Genomic DNA, 20,292 nt, shown 5'->3' on the forward strand with positions numbered 1-20,292 from the left:
ATATGACTACACCTATTATTCCTACTGAACGTCCAAAACTCCCCTATGAACACCCTAATATAGCCATCTATCAACGACTGTTTAAAGAAAATATTATTAGAAGATGTATCCGAAAACGGGCTTACCACCACCATGACCAACTTATTGCCGATACCTTTCGCGATAATCAAAAGCCATTATTATTTCTTTGCGAAACACTCACTCGCTATGTCACGGAGGCTTTTCATCATTATCAAGTTTGGGATTATACCCATGCTTATTACCCCGGAAGCCCCGGACAACAAACCGTCAAGACAGATGCTATGGAAGGTGTTAGCCGAGTATTACCCCTGCTTGCAGCATGGTTAGTTCATCATCAGCAACCGATAATCAAAGGGCTAAACCAACAACCATTTAATATTGCAGAGATGATTAAAAGCGCATTTGTGAATGGGACAAACCCTTCCCATAAAGGCTATTGGGGGAAGCTTGAAAACTACGACCAAAAAATATGTGAATCTGCAGACTTAGCTCTCACCCTTTGGCTCAGTCGTAAATGGGTATGGGATCAGCTTGATATTAGCTTACAACACCAAATTATCACGTGGTTCGAACAAGTTAATCACTGCGAAATCGTTGATAATAACTGGCATTTATTCCCACTCACCGTCCAATTTGTTATCAAAGCATTGACGGGAACTGACCATATTGCCCATTGGCGTTATAACAGAATTAAACAATTTTATGCTGGCGACGGTTGGTTCCGTGATGGTGCAAAAGGGAATTTTGATTATTACAATGCTTGGGGTTTTTACTATGGGCTTTACTGGCTAAACCAAATTATTCCAGGCTTCGATCATGAATTTATAAAGCAATCCCTTAATCAGTTTAATCGCAGCTATCTACCATTTATTACAACCAAAGGTATTCCATTTTTTGGGCGCAGTGCATGTTACCGTTTAGCGGTGTCAACTCCATTAATCGCAGGTGTTGATTTAGGTTGTGATTCCGTCAGTATCGGTCAAGCCAAACATGCCTTAGAAAGCACACTTCGCTACTTTATTAGTAATGGTGCATTAAAAGCGGGAGCACCAACGCAAGGCTTATTCGCGCAAGACTCTCGTCTTGTCGATAATTACAGCGGACCTGCAAGCAGTTTCTGGTCATTACGGTCTGTAGTCATCGCTTTATATTGTGGTGAACGGCTTCAGCTTTGGCAAACTCCCACCAGCGAACTTCCAATCGAAAAGGCCGATTTTCGTTTCGAAATTCCATCGATTCATGCTTCGGTAATAGGAGTTAAAGATACGCAGGAAGTTACGGTGATATTTCGGCAGGAGTATACTCAACAGCAGTCTCCTTTAAGTCGCCGCTTAGATAAACAACCTCTCACTCAAAAGGTAATTGAAACAATTATAGGTCAATCAAAACGTCCTAAAAACAACCTATTACGTAAAGGTGTGACAACTTATAGTTCTAAAATGAGTCATTTTTTTTAGTTTTCTTTCATTACCTTTCGGTGTGAAACAAATAAAATGTGATTTAGATCTTTTACCTTTCCTTATCTTTCGATTATTATAAATCGAAATCAAATGAAAAAAGAGGCAACTATGTTTCTCGTATCGACCCGTAGTATGTTAAATAAAGCCCAACAAGGTGGCTATGCTGTGCCTGCATTCAACATCCACAATCTCGAGACTATTCAAGTTGTGATGGAAACTGCCGCAGAAATGGGGTCTCCAGTGATCCTCGCAGGAACACCAAGTACCTTTGCCTATGCGGGGAGTGATTATCTTATTGCTATCTGCCAGCAAGCGGCTGAACGCTATCATATTCCTGTCGCATTACACCTAGACCATCATGAAGATATTCCTGATATTTTCCAAAAGGTGGTCTCAGGAGTGCGTTCCGCAATGATAGATGCATCCCACTTTCCTTTCGAAGAAAATATTCAAATTGTTAAACAAGTTGTTGATTACTGTCACCAATGGGATTGTACCGTAGAAGCGGAACTTGGACGCTTAGGGGGCCAAGAAGATGATTTGGTCGTTGATGCTGCAGATGCTTTATTTACAGACCCAGAGTCTGCCGTAAAATTTATCCAACGCACTGGTATTGACTCACTTGCGGTCGCAATTGGTACAGCTCATGGTATGTATAAAAGCGAGCCGCACTTAGATTTTGACCGTTTACAAGCAATCCGTCAAAAAACAGAAATACCACTAGTATTACATGGTGCATCAGGGATACCCGATGCAGATGTACGCCATTGTATTGATCTAGGTATTTGTAAGGTAAATGTGGCAACTGAACTGAAAATAGCCTTTTCCGATGCCATCAAACACTACTTTCTTGAAAACCCAGATGCTACTGACCCTCGTCACTATTTAGTTCCAGGCAAAGCTGCAATGAAATCGGTTGTCATGGATAAAATTCGCGTTTGTAAAAGTGATGGAAAGTTATAATTCATTGAAATAAATAATAAAGGAATGACATGAAACAAGTTGCTGTATTACTCGCAGATGGCTTCGAAGAAGGTGAAGCCGTCGTTTTCATTGATATTATGCGTCGATTAGATATTCATGTTGATGTTCTTTCATGTATGAATACCCTGACACTAAATACTTATTTTGAAACTAAAATTAGTGCTGACTACTTGTTAACAGAAAAACTATCTCACAGTTATGACGCAGTAATGATGCCTGGCGGCCCAAAAGGCACCGATCGCCTTAGTAGCTCACCACAAGTTATTGAGTTTCTTCGCCGTCATATTTCTGAAGATAAATATATTTGTGCCCTATGTTCCTCTGGTGCCAAAGTACTCGCAGCTCATCAGTTACTTGAAGGTAGACATTATAGTACTGGTGATAAACTTGCTGAAAAATATAATGATGGGCACTACGTTGATCAAGACGTTGTTGTGGATGGTAAATTTATTAGTGCAAAAGGGCTAGGTGTCAGCTTTGAATTTGCATTTACTGTCGCTCGCTATTTACTTGCAGACAATACTGAGAAAGTAGATTGGCAAGCAAAGCATATCTACTTTAAGCACTGGCCATTGCCTTATTTGTAATCCCTTAATTAACGGGATAGTGCGCTGTAACCTCAACTCGCACTAAAGGCGGCCTTCAGCCTTTAGTGCTTTTTAAGACCGAGCAATATAAAAAAACCGTTTTCACTGGTAATCGCAGGGGGTTTTATCGCCCATTTCATTGAAATAGAGCTTATTTTTCTCATTATTTCAGACGTATTCACGTAAAAGAAAACATAATAAAACCACTAAATAGTTACCTACTTTAGTCTGTTCCCCAGTTTATCAACGATAACCTCACCATCTTCTTTGATAAACACCTTTTGCTGCGGATTTGGCAATATGTCTAATACCACTTCAGATGGCCTGCATAATTTCACACCTAATGGCGTTACCACAATCGGCCTATTAATCAATATTGGGTACTGCAACATAAAATCAATTAATTGGTCATCGGTATAAATCGTTTTTTCTAAGCTTATTTGCTCATACGGTTCCACATTTTTGCGTAATAGCTCTCTTACCGTAATGTTCATATCTATAATCAGTTGAACTAATACATTTTTAGTGGGTGGCGTTTCTAAATAATAAATAATCGTCGGTTCAATGCCACTATTGCGGATCATCGCTAGAGTGTTGCGTGAAGTACCACAATCTGGGTTATGGTAAATTGTAATTTCATTCATGGAGTTGCCCTTAATTTAGCAGTGAAAGCCTTAGCACTAAAGCAATCAATGTGACGGTGAGTACAGGAATAGTCATAATGATCCCCGTTTTAAAATAATATCCCCATGTAATGGTCATATTTTTTTGTGATAACACATGCAGCCACAGCAATGTTGCTAAACTCCCTATAGGGGTAATTTTCGGGCCTAAATCAGCACCAATGACATTGGCATACACCATCGCCTGTTGAATAACTCCCGTTGCTTGGCTACCTTCAATGGAAAGAGCGCCGATTAATACTGTTGGCATGTTATTCATGATGGATGATAAAAACGCAGTGATAAACCCTGTTCCTAGTGTTGCTACCCATAACCCTTTATCGGCAAGGTAATCAAGCGTTTCAGAGAGGTAATCCGTTAACCCTGCATTTCTTAAACCATACACGACCAAGTACATACCTAACGAGAAAATAACAATTTGCCACGGCGCACCACGCAACACTTTTTTGGTATTAATCGTATGACCTCTAGCTGCAATTCCCCATAAAATTAAAGCACCAATCGCAGCAATCACACTAACAGGAATACCTAATGGTTCTAAGACAAAAAAACCGATGAGTAATAGCGCTAGCACAAACCAGCCTGCTTTAAACGTCGTCATGTCCTTGATAGCTAAAGCTGGTTCACTCAGTTTAGTGACATCATATTGTTTAGGAATATCTTTACGGAAAAACCAATGTAACATCACCAGTGTCGCAATAATCGCAGCAATATCCACCGGCACCATAATTGACGCATACTCAGTAAAACCAATATTAAAAAAGTCAGCTGAAACAATATTAACGAGGTTAGAAACAATAAGTGGCAGGCTCGCTGTATCTGCAATAAAACCAGCAGCCATAACAAATGCTAATGTCGTGCCTTTGTTAAAGCCAAGTGCAAGTAACATTGCAATCACAATCGGCGTTAATATCAATGCCGCACCATCATTGGCAAATAAAGCCGCAACAGTCGCACCGAGTAACACAATATAGCTAAATAATAGTTTTCCTTGGCCACCACCCCACTTGGCAACATGTAATGCCGCCCATTCAAAAAAGCCACTTTCATCTAACAGCAAACTGATAATAATCACGGCAACAAATGTCGCGGTGGCATTCCACACAATATTCCAAACAACGGGAATATCTTGAAAACTAATCACCCCAAAAATAAGGGCTAATACCGCCCCTGCCGTTGCACTCCAGCCAATACCTAGCCCTTTGGGTTGCCAAATAACGAACGTAATGGTCAAAATAAAAATTAATGCGGCAATAAACATAACAACCTCGTTTAAAAGGTGCTTTTCTATGCACCTTTTTCCAAAAGTAGAACTTATCCTGCGAGCTGACTTAATGCGGATATCCCCACAGGCTCTGTCTCAAGTAAAGGGACAATAGCAACACGCTTTGCCAATGTTGATACCACCTTTTCAATCTGAGAAACCTCCTGCTCTGCCCTTGAAAGTAACAATGGTGAGGTTGTTTCTGTGATAGATAGGCTATTATTAATCACCCATGCCCACGGGTGTATATCTGCACGTATTAAATCATTTTGTAAGTTTTCCGCCTCAAGCACAGGTGTTGTTTCAGCAAGTGTCGTAATAATCACTTTTGTCCTTTCAGGATCTTGCAATTGCATCATAGGGGTTAAGAAGTGGCCCTTCCCTCCCATTTTCTTAGCAATTTCTTTATGGTATGCCCCAGTTGCATCAAGGAGTAATAATGTATGCCCTGTTGGAGCTGTATCCATCACAACAAAACGTTTTCCAGCATCCCTAATAATGCGAGAAAAGGCCTGAAATACCGCAATTTCTTCAGTACATGGGGAGCGCAAATCTTCCTCTAGTAATGCCCGCCCCTCTGCATCTAAATCTTTCCCTTTTGTTTCTAAAACATAACTACGATAACGTTCAGTTTCGGCGATAGGGTCAATTCGACTAACTTGAAGGTTGGGTAAAACACCATCGAGTGTTGACTCAATATGAGCAGCAGGGTCGGATGTGGTCAGATGAACATCTAACCCTTTTTCTGCCAGTTTCACCGCTATTGATGCTGCAATCGTTGTTTTCCCTACACCGCCTTTTCCCATTAACATAATCAACCCATGCTGTTGTTGAGATATTTCGCCAACCAGTTCTGACAAAGTAGGTAAAGAAATAGGTTGTTTTGTCGGGGTAGTAGTTGGAACTTGTGGCATGTCATTAGATAACAACTGCTTCAGTGCATCGACTCCAACCATATTGATATTTTGTAAATAAAGAATATCGACAGGTAACGAGCGTAGTGCTTCAGGCATAGACGCTAATGCGGCTTGTTCACGAGAGTAGAGCGCATGGGATAACTTATCATTGTCAGTTATCGCCGTTTCGGGGAAAACACCATTAACGATCAATTGCTGATTTTTAATCCCCAGAGAAGATAACTCATTGTAGGTTCTCGCAACTTCTCTTAACGCAGCTGACTGAGGACGTGCAACTAATAGTAACCTTGTTAGCGAGTTATCACTCAGCGCTTCCACAGCCATGCTGTACTGCTCGCGCTGTTTTTCAAGGCCAGACATTGGCCCTAAACATGTCGCTCCGTCAGGGTTATCGCTGATAAAATCACTCCATGCACTCGGGAGTTGTAGTAAACGAATGGTATGCCCCGTTGGTGCAGTATCGAAAATGATATGGTCAAACTGACGGGTAATCTGTGTATTAGTCAACAACCCAGTAAATTCATCGAAAGCAGCAATCTCTGTTGTACAGGCACCTGATAGCTGCTCCGTAATACTTTGAATTACCGCTTCAGGTAAACTTTCTTTGATGGGATTAATAATTTTATTTCGATATTCTTCGGCAGCGGCTTGCGGGTCTATTTCAATCGCAAATAGGTTTGGCACTAATGTTATTGGCTTAATGTGGTTTCCAATTGATTGAGAAAATACTTGCCCCACATTAGAAGCCGGGTCAGTACTTACCAATAAAACTTTTTTTCCTTCCTCTGCCAATTTGATTGCTGTTGCGCATGAAATCGAGGTTTTACCGACCCCACCTTTTCCTGTAAAAAATAAATAGTTAGGTGCGTTATCTAAAAATTTCATTGTATATCCCTCGTTAACAACATGTTTTATCGTTACCACAGCACGGCTTAATGACCTCAACCTTCTCAATATTCATAAGAATTCCAAACCATCTAGCAAGCTCATGGCGTTTAGGATATCGACCAGTCAACACAATCTCACCATCAAGAATAAATAGAGGGAGTGATTCCGCCCCCGCGGTTTCCAAAAATGTTTTCACTTTTGTATTGTCAACAAACGCTATAGGTTCTTGTGCTAAGTTAAAACGCTTTACATTCGCCCCTTGTTTTTTTAACCAATCTACATCTGTTGCGAAGTCTACTAATACTTGGTCGACTTCTGTTCCACAAACACCAGTGCTACAGCATAGCGCTGGGTCAAATACTTCTAATCTTTTCATATCTCAACCTTATATATGTTTTTTCGAATATGTTAATTTAAAAAATTTTATGCCGAACAATGACCCACTGACACTTTTGTCTCTAGGCTCTTGAGCAAATCTGCGATTCTATTTTTCTCGGTTGCATAGGTGACATCAATGATATTTTTTACCCATGGAAGTAATGTTGGAGATAAGCGATAGTGAACCCATTTACCCTGTTTAGAATCAAGCAAAAGACCGTATTCTCTAAGCATCGCTAAGTGACGAGATGTCTTGGGCTGTGATAAATTTAATGCGGTATAGATATCACAAACACACAATTCACCTGATGCTTTTAAAAGCAACACGATATTTAGCCTTGTTTGATCGCCTAAAATTTTAAACAGTTGTAATGGTTCCATACATGCTCCTTTACTCTCTACTATGTATAATATATACACGCCAAACACATACGTCAAAGCATATGTGTTTTTTAACTATAGGTTATCCTAATCCCCCCCTTCAGGCGATGAGCCACCACGCTATGGCAATATTTCATACAGAATATAATTAGCATCATTGAGAGTTAATACTAAAAGTTGTTGTAATTCTTTTTACTTTATTTCACACTCAACTCTAATCTAACCTAAATTAACGAGATATTATGAAAAAGGCATTAATCGTTATAGATGCACAAAATGACTATCTTACTGATGGGCGGTTTCCTTTATGGGATATTGAAACGACCTTAATGCGTATATCTGATAAAATTTTAGAATTCAAAAAAAATGACTGTGCCATTATTTTTATACAACATCTATCACCTCTAGGCTCGGCCTTTTTTGACGAAACAACAAAAGGTTGTGAACTTATATCTCAACTGACTAACCTGTCCCAAGATCATTTCGTTGTAACTAAAAGACATGGCAACTCATTTGATGAAACGCACCTTGATGATTTGCTTATAACGCATAATATAGAACATATTGAATTATGCGGAATGATGACTCAAAACTGCGTACTATTTACCACGATTGCTGAACAAGCAAAGAAATATAAAATAACAGTATTAGGGAATTGCTGTACAAGTGTTTCACCCGTGATTCATGCTGTTGCACTAAAAGGCTTATCGAGAATAACAAATGTGATTTAAAGCGGTAATTGGGTTATTTTTTCTATAGATATTATTGCTAGCAAAAGTGTCAAAAGTAATAACCTATACCTATGATTTATTTAACTTTATTAAATATCATAGGGAATAAAAATAACCTTCACCAACTTCATTTAAAATGAAATTGTTTGTTTTTATTAGTATTTAGAGATTCATAAAAAATCATTAAATACATAGGAGCAAAACTAACCACCCATTTTATTATTTTTTTTCCAAATTATAAAATGGATAACCCCTAAACCACCATGACCATAAATATAAATCTCAATTAAAATAGTGAGTGACTTATGAATACTCCTAGCCTCTAAAGCAAATGGAGACTGCTGTAGCCATAAAATAAACCATGTTATACCTGACAAAATAACAATTGATAAAGCCCCCAACCCCAACCCCAACCCTTGAACTGTTGCAGCAAGTCCTTTAGGAGAGCTATCTGGTAGCTTTTTAGCTAAAAGAGAATTTATATCTTCTTTGATTTGTTTAAAATCCCCCCAGAGATAGGGATAAAAATATCTAAAACCGCGTTGATTAAAACAAGATACGACTAAAAAGAACGTTAAAAAAAAGAGCACAAAACCAGAAATAATATGAATCCAAGTGAATAAATAAGCCATATCAAAAAAAGGAGGAACGACTGACTTTGTTCCTGTCATCCAATTACTAACAATGATTTGCGATATCACTAAAACTAAAATTAATAAATGTAAAATTCTTATTTTTTTAGTCTGATACAGGCCAAAAAAATCCCAAATCGATTTAAATATGCTCACAGTATCTCACCTTTCTTTTTATAATATTTCATTTACACAAAATTTTTTAGTTTATAACTCGACTACCTCGTACTGCCAAACCTTGACTACAGAATATTATATATGAAAAATAACATACATATACTGTTCAATTATGACTCTCTTTTTGTGATAATTATATTTATCATTATAAGGGTGATTCAATTAGACAAGGGTTTACAGACTTTTTACTAAAATTTCAGAAGATAATAAATTACAGAGAAAGGTGTCATTCGCTCAACAAAAAAATACCTTATCTTATTGAAATTTCATTGAAATATATTTTCACCATAACTATTTTTTATAGTAAAACTATAAACAGTTTACGATTTAAATTATTACAAGATTTTTATGCGCGGGAACTATTAGCTTTGATATTTCAAAGTTACGATAGTAGCGTTAAACAAAGAATGACTTTATATGTTTAACGCTATATTTTGGAAAAACCATCCATTTCCGATAGTTTTAATTACCCGAGAAATTACTTATAACTTCATACGTCAATGAATCATTAGAACTATTTATAATTTTTAGTTTTACATTCCCATAAGAAATAACATTGCTTTTTTTAAGGTTATATTGAAGGTTATTTCCAAACCCTTGATTTTCAATGTTTGAGCCTATTTTTCTGTAGCTAATATCTACTATTTGATTATTTATCCCATTAAAAATCAAAGCCTGCTCAAATGAATTACCATCAGGGTTATTTAACTCAAGATATTCAATTTGGGCTTTATCACTACAAACAGCAACATTTAAGTCAGTTACAATACAAATTTCATTAGCATTGGCTCCTTTCTTTATTAAAATTGAACTCCATGGCTGACCAAGAGCCTCAACGACAACAGAACCGGAGTCAATGGTTTGAGCTGGCATATAGAAATCACCTTTGTCACTTGAACCAACTTTTTTGAACACACCAGGAATAATTTTATAAGCCAAGTCTATTTGTATTGGGTTCAATACCTTAATCGCTTTCAGCTCGCTTATATCACCTTCCCTAACTAAACTTTGACCTATGATGGCACGATTAACACTACCTACTTTCGGCTCACTTATTTTATGTGAATCTGGCGTGTAATTATATTCGGTCACTGCACACCCAGATAATGAAAGAATACAACTAACAGAAACTAACAAATTTTTCATTTAATAAGACCCGTGGAAAAAAACATATATGGACATCAAAGGTTACATTTATAAACAAATTCTAACAAGCAATTCTCTGCGCTCCTGTTAGCGGATAACCACTAAATCACTCATAGTAACCTGTAACTTTCTTCCTTTCTGGCAGGTCACCCGCTACAACGCGTTAATTTAGAGGTGGCTTGACTTTTTCAGCATCCTGAATAGCTCTGATTCTTTCCATTTGAGTCATTATTACCATTACAGGTTTTAAAAATTACTGGTAAGAAGTTATCCCACCTTATACCTATAATGAGTCTGTCGTCGTTTCAGTGATCAATTTAGTACTATCATAAGGCATAGATAACGGGCGCATTATCGCTGTACGAATTCATGGGCTTAGCTATCAAGCTAAAGGCGGTAAAGTATGGGATAAGGATATTGTAGGTAAGCTTATTTAATTATAAAACAGGTAGAGGGGCGGTTTTAGCTAACTAACTCGCCCTTCTAACAAAAAAGGATTAGGAGAAACTATATTAGCTATGTTTAATAAAGGCAGTTAGAAGATGACCAGTCTTTAATTAATCCATTTTTATCGGTAATAAAGTTATCTACGCATAAGCGAGGGTTATTAAGGTACGGGTCATTAGAACTGTTTTGGGTTTTCTTAAAGGTATACTGAGATCCCCCATCCTGTCTCTTATGAACCCCAAAAGGGCTGCCCCTTTGCATTATTAGGTCATCTATAGATTTACCAATCCAACTTTGGCGGCGATTTTTGAATTCATACTCCTCTTTTTCTCTTTCTAATTGTGCTTTTGATTTCATTGCAGTGGTGTTATTTCCATTGTTTTTGTGCTTTGCACCAGGGACACCCGTTAATGCATAAGTTATATCTGATATGGTATCTCTATGTTTCTGAGTACAACCACTTAATATGATCAGTGAAACTAAAATTATACTTAAATTGAATTTTTTATTCATCGAAGATAGCTCAAAATTAATAATTAGTAATTAGTAATTATTTCATGTAGATATGAAATTTAAGTGTATCTTATACTAACTATAGTAATTATTAGACATATGAGAATCATCCGATATTGAAATAAACACAACCTAACCCCCAAATATTGCGCCGTTCAAAACGGTACGAAAGATATCGCATGGCTATTTTTTCGCTCTACCAATTACAATCTCTTACTAAAACTTTTGTATCATAATAATCTATTGACCTAATCATTTTTATACATCTGATATTGTGAACAATAATTAATTTCAATCTGAAGTTTTCTGTGGTAGTAAACTGAGAACAACAATTAATAGTAGGCAATTATTGGATAAATACAGCCATTAATAGGCTTCAATACTCTATTCCTCTTCAAGGCCAACTACGAATTCACTCTTTTTCTCGCGATTTAAGCACGGTTTTTCTTGGTGATATTCACGATCACATACTCTGATTACTCAATCCTGAACGCTGTGTCAGTCGGTCTATTCTTATCCACGTTTTGTGGTTACGAGAACCATTCAGGATAGTCGGTTATCTCCATGAGATATCCATAAAAAAGCCCCCTATATGTTGAATGATATGTCCAACTTTTTGGGTGCAATTCATAAGCGGGTTAGTTTTTGATGGCTACTGAGCTCTTCCTAAATGAAACCCATCAACCCTATCAATACGTATTCTCCATAAGAATAGTGGCATATCTGCGGATGGGTGGCTTAGTATTTTAACGTCTTTCATGTGTAGTATTGTTACTATTTTTAATGGATTTGCGTCAAAGTCAGCAATTAAATGGTTGTAATAAAACTGAATAATTTCACCACATTAAGAGGTAGCTTATCCATAGGATATATTATTATTACCAATTTAAATTGTATTTCTGATTAATTGCACCAATGTAAATATCTATTTAGTAAATTATATCGTGTTCTATTTAGTTGTCTTGTTATTAAAATAGTACAGACTTAATTAATAAAAATGCATGAGATTACTAGTTACAATGCACATAATTAAGATAAATTCATTTATCTGCACAATAACCAATCATGATTAATTTTGGCATTTAACTCTGACAAGTTAACTTTTGGTGCTTTCAAGTTTTACATCGGTATTTATTGGTAATATAATCGGCTAAATTCATTATTCCTATCATGTAGTAAAGTAGAAATAAGAAAATCGTAATATTTTACAGTTTATATAATTAAAGCAATTGTTTGGGTTTGTTATATTTTAAAAATTATACTGCGATGTAAATTTACTACCTACAATAGTTAATGTCGCCAAATATCTCTTTATAATGGGATAGTCGTATGAAAGATTTAATTCTAGGGGGTACGGTTTTTATACCCGGTATTGCTTTGGTATTTTTTTTAGGTTTCTTTTTTTGGTTATTGATTAGGGTGGTTTACGCAAATTTAGTGTGCAAATATGAATATGCGGGGAGTTTATTCGATATTTCCATACTATTTTTCTGCGTTTTGGCCGTTCATTCATTATTAATTTATAGTTGGTAATATAATGAATATAAAGAAATACTTATTAATTATTATATCTGTTTTTATCATCATTTCGTCTATATATTTATTATGGAACCATTATGCATTAAGTCCATGGACTCGTGATGGTAGAGTGCGCGCTGAAATCAACCAAGTGACAGCTGAGGTTTCAGGGAAAATTGAACAATTGATGGTCATTGACAACCAAGAGGTCAAACAAGGTGAATTGTTACTCATCGTTGACCCTACTGATTATGAAATTAAACTACGTCAATCTGAATTAGAACTTAATGATTTAGTAGTTCAATACAATTTTGCAAAGAACCAATTAGCAAGGCGGACTAAATTAAGTCAAGTTGCAATATCTAAGGAAGAGCTAGATGATGCTAGAGCCCGCCAGGAAAGCTTAGCTAAGAAAATTGAATTAGCAAAAGTGAAGATTGAAAAAGCTAAACTTGACCTATCAAGAACACAAATTCATTCACCAGTAAATGGTTTTATTACTAATTTGAATTTACGTTCAGGGAATTATATTAATGCAGGTTCCCCTTTATTTGCGATCGTTGATAAAGACTCTTTCTATGTGATTGCTTATTTAGAAGAAACTAAAATGACCAATGTTGTGGTTGGTGATAGTGCAAGTATAAAGTTATACAGCAACAATCATGAATTAAAAGGCAAAGTACAAAGCATTGGTAGAGCAATTGATGATAACAATTCCACGACAGGGAGTCTGTTACTTGAAAATATACAGCCTAACTACCCGTGGGTTCGATTAGCGCAAAGAGTACCAATTAAAATATCATTAAATGGCACTCAAGGAGTTACACTTATACCGGGTACGACTTGCACTGTATTTATTGAAGACTAAGTGATGAAACTAAACTGGATATTCGCAGTTAAATATATGCTAGCGATTTTATTGGCTTGGTATATATCTTCATATTTTGGTTTTGATAAGCCCTATTGGTCAATGATGACGGTCGCAATCATTGGCTATCCAGACCCATCATTAAGCTTGGCTAAAATGGTGGCACGGCTTGCGGGAAGTTTTATTGGCGTAATAGCAGTAACATTAATCGCTAATATTAGTATCAGTGACCACTGGCTGTTTACCGCCCTGATTATTATTTGGCTGTCAGTATGTTTATTTATGGCGCTGACCTCACGTTATATGATGCCTTATATGTTTTCACTTTCGGGGTATACTTCGGCAATTATTGCTTTTGGTACTTCAGTTTATCCATTGCCTATGACTATATTTAATTTGTCTCAAGAAAGGCTAATGGAGGTCATGATAGGTATCATTATTTATACATTTATTAGTTATGCTTTGCCAAATAGAACGAATAATCTACAAACAGTTCTACTGAAAAGAAAAATAAGTACGGATAGAAAAGATGTGTTATCAAGTGTGTTCAAAGGAAACTATGATAATACGATGAAAAATCTATCTATTATCATTGCTGATAGTATTGCCCATGATGAAGTGAGTAAATATGAAAGTCATTTTTTATCTTTTAAAAAGGCACACAGTAAGGTATTAAAATTACCTATGCTGGTCACTATATCTATTATTGGTTTAGTCGATCGAGCATTTTTACAGTATGAAAAATATAATCAAATATTAAGCTTGAAGAACAAGGTTGATAATCCCTCCACCTCTCAGTTTTATGTTTTTTTTGATTGGAAAGATGCTTTTTTAAATACATTAAGGTTAGTTGTAAGCCTAGTGATTAGTGTCATGTTTTGGCTTAATACTGGTTGGGAATATGGCTACATATTGCCTGTGCTAGTGAGTATTTCTTTTACTTTTGGGGTTACTATTCCCAATGCTAATAAGCTTGCTTTTATTGTATTTATTGTTGCTCTCTTGGTTATCGCACTTAGCTATGTATTGAAGTTTTTCTTTTTAATACAAGCATCAAGCTTTATGCAAGCAGCTTTGATTATGACCCCTGTTTTCATCCTTTTAGGTGTCCTGAAAACAGTCGGTAAATTAGCATTTCTGATTTCACATATTATGTGTATTTCATTAATATTTTTAATTAATTTTACTAATCCAATGAGCTTTGATTTTGTCTTTTTTGCTAATACAGCCATAGCACTTATTTTTTCTATCATTATAGTGATCTTGATGTTGTATATCATCCCATTGAGTAATACACAGCAAATAGAATCTCGTAAAGTTAATTTCATTTTACAGAAGATAAATACAATACCGTTAAATGAATTGGCTCTCATAAAAATCCGTAATACCTTACTAATGAATGTGAATTCATTATATGAACATAAAAATATTAACCAATTTTACGTGTTAATTGCATTGATTAGCCTATATGAATTATCGGAATCTGAGCAGGTAAGAAAGCTGATAGTAAGTATCATTAATGCAGTATCAATAAAAGATGATAAAGATAATATATTGAAATCTCTTAATGGTACTGAAAAATTTTATTCTGATATTAATGTAAAGTATGCCAAAGACGTTATTGGCTTGTTGTTATAACCATAAATATATGAGGTGGTCATGTTTGAATTATTAACTGCAATAGGTATTGGGTTAGTGGTATTGTTGCCATTATCAAATCCACTAACTACAGTTGCATTGTTTCTTGGTTTATCAGGTGGAATGACAATTGAGGCTCGTAAAAAAACTATAAAAATGACGCCTGTATATGTCTTTTTTATTATGTTGGCCTCATGGTATTCAGGGCAAGCGATCATGAATACCTTTGGTGTTACTATTCCTGGTTTGAGGATTGCAGGTGGTTTTATTGTTGCCTACATTGGTTTTCGTATGTTGTTTCCTATCGCTGAAAATAGCCGTAATGTTGAAGAGGGAAAAGCGGTAGATAATACATCTAGTATTGCATTTGTTCCTTTAGCTATGCCAAGTACTGCAGGGCCAGGTACTATAGCGATGATTATTAGTATGGCTTCATCAGTAATCACCAATGAAAGCGCTTACCCACATTGGGTTGTTATTGTCGCGCCACCGCTGGTATTTTTAATTTTTTCTGTGATCCTGTGGGCCAGTCTAAAAAGCTCAAATCTTATTATGAAGTTTTTTGGTAAAAGCGGTATTGATGCAATATCTAGGCTGATGGGATTTTTACTGGTTTGTATGGGCGTGCAGTTTATCATTACGGGTATAGGAGAACTCACACGTTCTGGTTTTTTTAGCTAGTTTTGATCAATGTTATCGTGTATTGCTCTGATTTAATATATAAATAACACCTTATTCAGCTCTTACTCCTCAACTGAATAAGGTGTTATAGCGTTTTATTTTTCATCGCCAGTCAACAAAGGTGATAAATTAATATCGAATAGTATTAATTATCTTTACCATCTCTAAATCCTTTTAGAATATACAAAAAATACATTAGTGAATATGTTATTACTTAATTTTTAAATATAGTTACTAACTATTTGAAATTACAACGCCTTTTCATATTTACATGAGAAGTGGATATAATTTAAATATAATGTTAAAAAACTATCTAACTACCTTTGTTAACGAGCCCGAAAATCATCATTCTTATTCCCCTACCAATAATCAACTATTCCCCATAAAAACTAATTACTTTTAGGTTTGTATTTAGCCCTGTAAACCCGTTTTTCATCATTAACACACTCCAAGGTAAACACTTCATCTATTGATCCGACTCTTACTTTAAAGTGTGTGCTGCTATCAACATCAATTACTGTTGGGTAGGCGTTACTGAAATTAGAAATTACAATCTTTGCTATTGATTTACATTCATTAAATAGCATTTTAGAGCTATCAGACTTATCCAAAACGGGGGTTTCGCTATTCGGGATTTTATTGGTAACAGTCATCTCTAATAGCTCTAAGGGAGTATAAACAACGGTAGGCTTCTCCTTAGCGATACCAAAAACTGGAATTAACATACATAACCATATTATTTTCTTTATATTTTTATATCCATTAATGTTACCAATAAATGATTTAATCAAAATCGCTATCATGTTGAACGGACCTATTTTTTGTCTTATAAAAAGATATGGTCGACACTACTCGATTGTTATCCACTAGAAAACAGAAAGCACTGCGCCCTATGGTGTGTAAGAATTTCACGCTATCAGCTCTAATGTGAATATCTACCATATCAATGACTGGCTTCTCACACATTACAATTATACATATAAAGCCAGCCTTTTATCTTTACCAGCATATCTATATTTTATACGCCAATACTTAGAGCCATTCGGGGTAACTTCTAAATACATGGCTAAAGCCGCGACAGAAAAACCCATCAATTATCTACAAATATCTTTTCAGCAAGACTGATACAGTAAGTATTGATATCGTATTTGAAAGAGCACTAATTCACCACACTAATGATTACAATGGTAATTATAATGAAATCCATAGAATTCTAAATGATTATGGGTATTTTATTATTCAGGATAGAAGCATGAAAATGTTGCCCTATCGGGTGGAGAACAACACTTACGTGGTTTCCTCTTTGAATGCTTTCCAAACTGATTGAAATTGGAGCTATACGCAGTCCAATTCAGCAACAAATTGAAACTGTATTACAGCAATATGGCTTCAAACTTGTTTCCTCACAGTTTTTTTGTGAGGCGCAACGTGTTTATGAAAACTTTTCTTCCCTAGAGCGAGATATTAGCGCTCGTACAAACCGCTCCATTTGCATGAGTTAGATAATAATGAAATTACCTTTTTAACAAACACATTACCCCAACTTATCCAAAATTATTAAATAATATTATTGGTATATTTGGGGCGCCAAAAAAATTATTGATTCTATTTACTTTTATTTCTAGCACTTCAAGAGACTCTATGACTATCCAATATTTCAGTCGCCATACATCGCAGTTATCTAATGACCAAAAAGAGGTTATCTACACTTTGTTATATCAAAGCTTTGACTGTGATTTTTCTCGAGATGACTTTCAGCATGCTTTAGGCGGCATGCATATTTTAGCTTACGACCAAAAACATGTTGTTGGCCACGTATCCATTGTTCAGCGCAATATGGCATTAGGTCATCACCCAGTCACTGTCGGTTATGTTGAAGCCATGGCAGTATTAGAAAGTTATCGCCGCCAAGGTATTGGTCGACAGCTCATGCAGGAAACCAACAAAATTATAGAAAACTGTTATCAACTCGGCTTACTTTCTGCATCTGAAGAGGGTTTTCCTCTATATCAATCAGCAGGATGGCATGTTTGGGAAGGAAAGCTGTATGAACTCAAACAAGGCTCTTATATTCATTCCATTGATGAAGAAGGCGGCGTTCTTGGGTGGACAAAAGATAAAACGATTGATTTTTCCCAACCACTCTATTGCGATTTTCGCAGTGGTGATCAGTGGTAACAGCTTGAAGATAATTTATAACGATACTGAGACTATTTATGAAAGAACAGAATATTTATGATAACCCCATTTTTTTTAAAAATTATCAAACATTAAGGGTCAATGATACGGGCCTTAATGGCATCATAGAAGAACCTGCATTAAGGGCTCTATTACCTGATTTAAAAGGTAAAATAATTCTCGATTTGGGATCTGGCTTTGGTGATTTTGCACGGTACGCACACAGCAAAGGGGCGAAAAAAGTTTACGGTATTGAGCTTTCAAGTAACATGATAGAACAAGCCAGAAAACTGACCCAAACCGATGATATTGAATATATTCATGCGTCAATGACTGACCCTATGACTTTCGATGAACGTTTTGACTTTATTATTTCCTCCCTCGCAATCCACTATATCGAAAACTTTAATCAGCTCGCAAGCGAAGCATATTCTCACCTCAAAGAGGGTGGGAAATTTGTATTCTCTGTGGAACATCCGATGTGTACCGCACATGCTTCTTCATTTATGAAAAATGAATCTGGTGAATTTATCTGTATGCCTGTCGATAATTATCAGAATGAGTCTATACGTCATACCTCATGGTTTGTCGATGACGTTATTAAATATCACCGAACAGTCGAAAGTTATATTATGGGATTACTCAATGTGGGATTTGTGATTGATGCTCTTAAAGAGCCTAAAGTCATCAATGAAGCCCTATTGGAAAAACCGGAAGCTGAAATTTTTAATCGATATTCACCTTTTTTAATTATTAGTGCACACCGTTTGTAATAGCAAAGTTGTAATATCCGCTCTGAGTTAAGTTAAGGTGTCCATCACGTAGGATCACCATCAAGGGGTTCACATGACGGCTTATAGAGCGGAGTTTTTTACATTGGAAGATGAACAAAGAAAGCGTAAAATCAGTTAACCCACTGAATTTTAGGCATAAAAATAGACATCATTTGAAGTCTACAGGATTCAATATAAAGACATACCTCATTAATTATAAACATTTTATATTCATTCAATTTCGTATCATGCTCCCAATTATGTCCCCTTTTTATTTTGTGACTCAAAAATTAAGAGGTTCAGGCTTCAGTTTTCCCAAAGCCACCAGCATTGCAAAATATCATCAATTGGTAATTTCATTGCAGATAATGAAATACCAACCGGAAATAGTTCTACTCGTGTTTTCCACGACTTCGTTTCAAACGGAACTGTAAAATTAACACAGGTACGACTTCAAATTTAATCAGCTATTAATCAATCTTATTTAAACTTTACTTTCAGGGTTTAGCTTGAACATGATGGTTGTTGATTCAAGGTCGCCATGAATTGATTGAGCGAACTCAGGGATTTCACCACTAACCTGCCATCCTAGAGAGGTATATAAGCTAACAGTTATTCCTTTGGTATTTGTATCTAATGTTATAAGTGTCAATCCTGTTTCCCATGCTATTTGCTCAGCCGCTAGCATTAATCTCCTTGCGAGACCTTTGCGCCTGTAATCAGGTAATACCAATAATTTACAAATTTCTCCTCGGTGTTTGCCATTTGGCTTTGTACACAAATCAAGTCCAACAACACCAACGATTTTATTATCTACCTCTACTGAGATAAGCTTAAAATTGTTTGTTGATAAAGAGTGATTGACACCAACCCAATAATTTTTCATATCACCTATTTGATCTTTTGCGTCAGTATATCCAACACTAGCCCCACCAAGGACGCATCTATACAATAAATTGGTCAGCTCATCTATTTTGTTATCGCTTATTTTGTCACTATAACAACGTATAATCATATTTGCGCCTCAATAAGGGTCTCATTGCACAATAAGTTAGTAGATTAACTATGAATTAATTGAGCACACAAGTAACTAAAATTTTATAGATATATTTGAAACTCCTCGGTAACTTCGGAGCAGCTGAACTGGTCATCTTAAAGAGGATCAATTAAAGGTAGGTAACTAATCCTATCGCGTCCGTTAAGTGATTGCCCTTGCTGGTGGGCTAACTCCATCATAACGGCTTCTATTGCTTCACGTTGTTACATGGCTTTACCTCAAAGGTGTTGTGATTATCGCCATACCTTGATTGTACTGAATTGGAACAATCAAAGCATATCAATCCACTAGCATAAAACATGCTGTTTTGCTGGCAACCAGAGTGGCAACCGTCAAAATGGCAACCACGCTCACAGGTTAAAATACGCTA

At 36.1% G+C, this 20,292-nt stretch carries 19 protein-coding genes and 1 pseudogene; 9 read left to right on the forward strand and 11 right to left on the reverse strand.

The genetic code is table 11. The annotated features are described in order from the left end of the window. Positions 1-2 precede the first annotated feature (2 nt). From ACIPUA_RS14475 to ACIPUA_RS14485, 3 genes are all read left to right on the forward strand, one after another. Positions 3-1,478 (forward strand): DUF2264 domain-containing protein, encoded by a 1,476-nt coding sequence (locus ACIPUA_RS14475; protein ID WP_042845291.1) that lies wholly within the window; start codon positions 3-5, stop codon positions 1,476-1,478. 111 nt (positions 1,479-1,589) lie between these two features. Continuing rightward, the gene (locus ACIPUA_RS14480; RefSeq protein WP_042845292.1) at positions 1,590-2,444 is read left to right on the forward strand and encodes a tagatose bisphosphate family class II aldolase; all 855 of its coding nucleotides are present in this window, start codon (positions 1,590-1,592) and stop codon (positions 2,442-2,444) included. Between the two features lie 29 nt (positions 2,445-2,473). Continuing rightward, positions 2,474-3,052, forward strand: coding sequence for a DJ-1/PfpI family protein (locus ACIPUA_RS14485; RefSeq protein ID WP_048608033.1), 579 nt, complete (start codon positions 2,474-2,476; stop codon positions 3,050-3,052). A gap of 218 nt (positions 3,053-3,270) precedes the next feature. Here the strand turns inward: ACIPUA_RS14485 and arsC are convergent, their stop codons facing one another. From arsC to ACIPUA_RS14510, 5 genes are read right to left on the reverse strand one after another with little or no spacing between them, the layout of a single operon-like run. Then, the gene (gene arsC / locus ACIPUA_RS14490; RefSeq protein ID WP_449059814.1) at positions 3,271-3,696 is read right to left on the reverse strand and encodes a glutaredoxin-dependent arsenate reductase; all 426 of its coding nucleotides are present in this window, start codon (positions 3,694-3,696) and stop codon (positions 3,271-3,273) included. A gap of 10 nt (positions 3,697-3,706) precedes the next feature. Then, a complete protein-coding gene (locus ACIPUA_RS14495) occupies positions 3,707-4,996 on the reverse strand; it encodes an arsenic transporter (protein WP_042845295.1) in 1,290 nt (429 codons plus the stop codon). 53 nt (positions 4,997-5,049) lie between these two features. Further along, positions 5,050-6,801 carry an arsenical pump-driving ATPase gene (gene arsA, locus ACIPUA_RS14500; RefSeq protein WP_048608035.1) on the reverse strand — a complete coding sequence of 584 codons (1,752 nt, stop codon included), beginning with the start codon at positions 6,799-6,801 and terminating at the stop codon, positions 5,050-5,052. 13 nt (positions 6,802-6,814) lie between these two features. Continuing rightward, a complete protein-coding gene (gene arsD, locus ACIPUA_RS14505) occupies positions 6,815-7,180 on the reverse strand; it encodes an arsenite efflux transporter metallochaperone ArsD (RefSeq protein ID WP_042845298.1) in 366 nt (121 codons plus the stop codon). A 47-nt stretch (positions 7,181-7,227) separates the two neighbouring features. Further along, a complete protein-coding gene (locus ACIPUA_RS14510; RefSeq protein ID WP_042845301.1) occupies positions 7,228-7,563 on the reverse strand; it encodes a metalloregulator ArsR/SmtB family transcription factor in 336 nt (111 codons plus the stop codon). 242 nt (positions 7,564-7,805) lie between these two features. Between ACIPUA_RS14510 and ACIPUA_RS14515 the strand changes: the two genes are divergently transcribed. Then, positions 7,806-8,294: an isochorismatase family protein gene (locus tag ACIPUA_RS14515; protein ID WP_048608039.1), complete on the forward strand. Its 489-nt coding sequence runs from the start codon at positions 7,806-7,808 to the stop codon at positions 8,292-8,294. 203 nt (positions 8,295-8,497) lie between these two features. On the opposite strand, the gene ACIPUA_RS14520 is transcribed toward ACIPUA_RS14515, so the two are convergent. The 3 genes from ACIPUA_RS14520 to ACIPUA_RS14530 all read right to left on the reverse strand — a co-directional run bounded on the left by ACIPUA_RS14520 (position 8,498) and on the right by ACIPUA_RS14530 (position 11,209). Further along, on the reverse strand, positions 8,498-9,082 hold the full coding sequence (locus ACIPUA_RS14520; protein ID WP_449059815.1) for a cytochrome b/b6 domain-containing protein: 585 nt from the start codon (positions 9,080-9,082) through the stop codon (positions 8,498-8,500). Between the two features lie 483 nt (positions 9,083-9,565). Beyond that, on the reverse strand, positions 9,566-10,249 hold the full coding sequence (locus ACIPUA_RS14525) for a hypothetical protein (RefSeq protein ID WP_071548316.1): 684 nt from the start codon (positions 10,247-10,249) through the stop codon (positions 9,566-9,568). 522 nt (positions 10,250-10,771) lie between these two features. After that, positions 10,772-11,209 carry a hypothetical protein gene (locus ACIPUA_RS14530; protein ID WP_048608041.1) on the reverse strand — a complete coding sequence of 146 codons (438 nt, stop codon included), beginning with the start codon at positions 11,207-11,209 and terminating at the stop codon, positions 10,772-10,774. Between the two features lie 1,537 nt (positions 11,210-12,746). Here ACIPUA_RS14530 and ACIPUA_RS14535 point away from each other — a divergent pair. From ACIPUA_RS14535 to ACIPUA_RS14545, 3 genes are read left to right on the forward strand one after another with little or no spacing between them, the layout of a single operon-like run. After that, positions 12,747-13,595, forward strand: coding sequence for an efflux RND transporter periplasmic adaptor subunit (locus ACIPUA_RS14535; protein ID WP_042845314.1), 849 nt, complete (start codon positions 12,747-12,749; stop codon positions 13,593-13,595). A 3-nt stretch (positions 13,596-13,598) separates the two neighbouring features. Further along, on the forward strand, positions 13,599-15,233 hold the full coding sequence (locus ACIPUA_RS14540; RefSeq protein WP_449059825.1) for an FUSC family protein: 1,635 nt from the start codon (positions 13,599-13,601) through the stop codon (positions 15,231-15,233). Between the two features lie 21 nt (positions 15,234-15,254). Further along, positions 15,255-15,914 carry a MarC family NAAT transporter gene (locus tag ACIPUA_RS14545; protein WP_048608043.1) on the forward strand — a complete coding sequence of 220 codons (660 nt, stop codon included), beginning with the start codon at positions 15,255-15,257 and terminating at the stop codon, positions 15,912-15,914. Positions 15,915-16,303: 389 nt separating this feature from the next. Here the strand turns inward: ACIPUA_RS14545 and ACIPUA_RS14550 are convergent, their stop codons facing one another. Next, positions 16,304-16,717 (reverse strand): hypothetical protein, encoded by a 414-nt coding sequence (locus tag ACIPUA_RS14550; protein WP_071548319.1) that lies wholly within the window; start codon positions 16,715-16,717, stop codon positions 16,304-16,306. A gap of 171 nt (positions 16,718-16,888) precedes the next feature. Then, positions 16,889-16,978 (reverse strand): annotated as a pseudogene (locus tag ACIPUA_RS14555) (Arm DNA-binding domain-containing protein); the annotation flags it as partial. Between the two features lie 577 nt (positions 16,979-17,555). Between ACIPUA_RS14555 and ACIPUA_RS14560 the strand changes: the two are divergent. Together ACIPUA_RS14560 and ACIPUA_RS14565 are read left to right on the forward strand one after the other, a co-directional pair. Continuing rightward, the gene (locus ACIPUA_RS14560; RefSeq protein WP_042845323.1) at positions 17,556-18,092 is read left to right on the forward strand and encodes a GNAT family N-acetyltransferase; all 537 of its coding nucleotides are present in this window, start codon (positions 17,556-17,558) and stop codon (positions 18,090-18,092) included. A 38-nt stretch (positions 18,093-18,130) separates the two neighbouring features. Next, entirely contained in the window at positions 18,131-18,865 is a 735-nt protein-coding gene (locus tag ACIPUA_RS14565) for a class I SAM-dependent methyltransferase (RefSeq protein ID WP_042845325.1), read from the forward strand. A 484-nt stretch (positions 18,866-19,349) separates the two neighbouring features. Here ACIPUA_RS14565 and ACIPUA_RS14570 read toward each other — a convergent pair whose 3' ends face one another. Then, positions 19,350-19,880 (reverse strand): GNAT family N-acetyltransferase, encoded by a 531-nt coding sequence (locus tag ACIPUA_RS14570; protein WP_042845329.1) that lies wholly within the window; start codon positions 19,878-19,880, stop codon positions 19,350-19,352. Positions 19,881-20,292 lie beyond the last annotated feature (412 nt).

It is taken from the genome of Providencia sp. AGC89, from assembly GCF_053543535.1.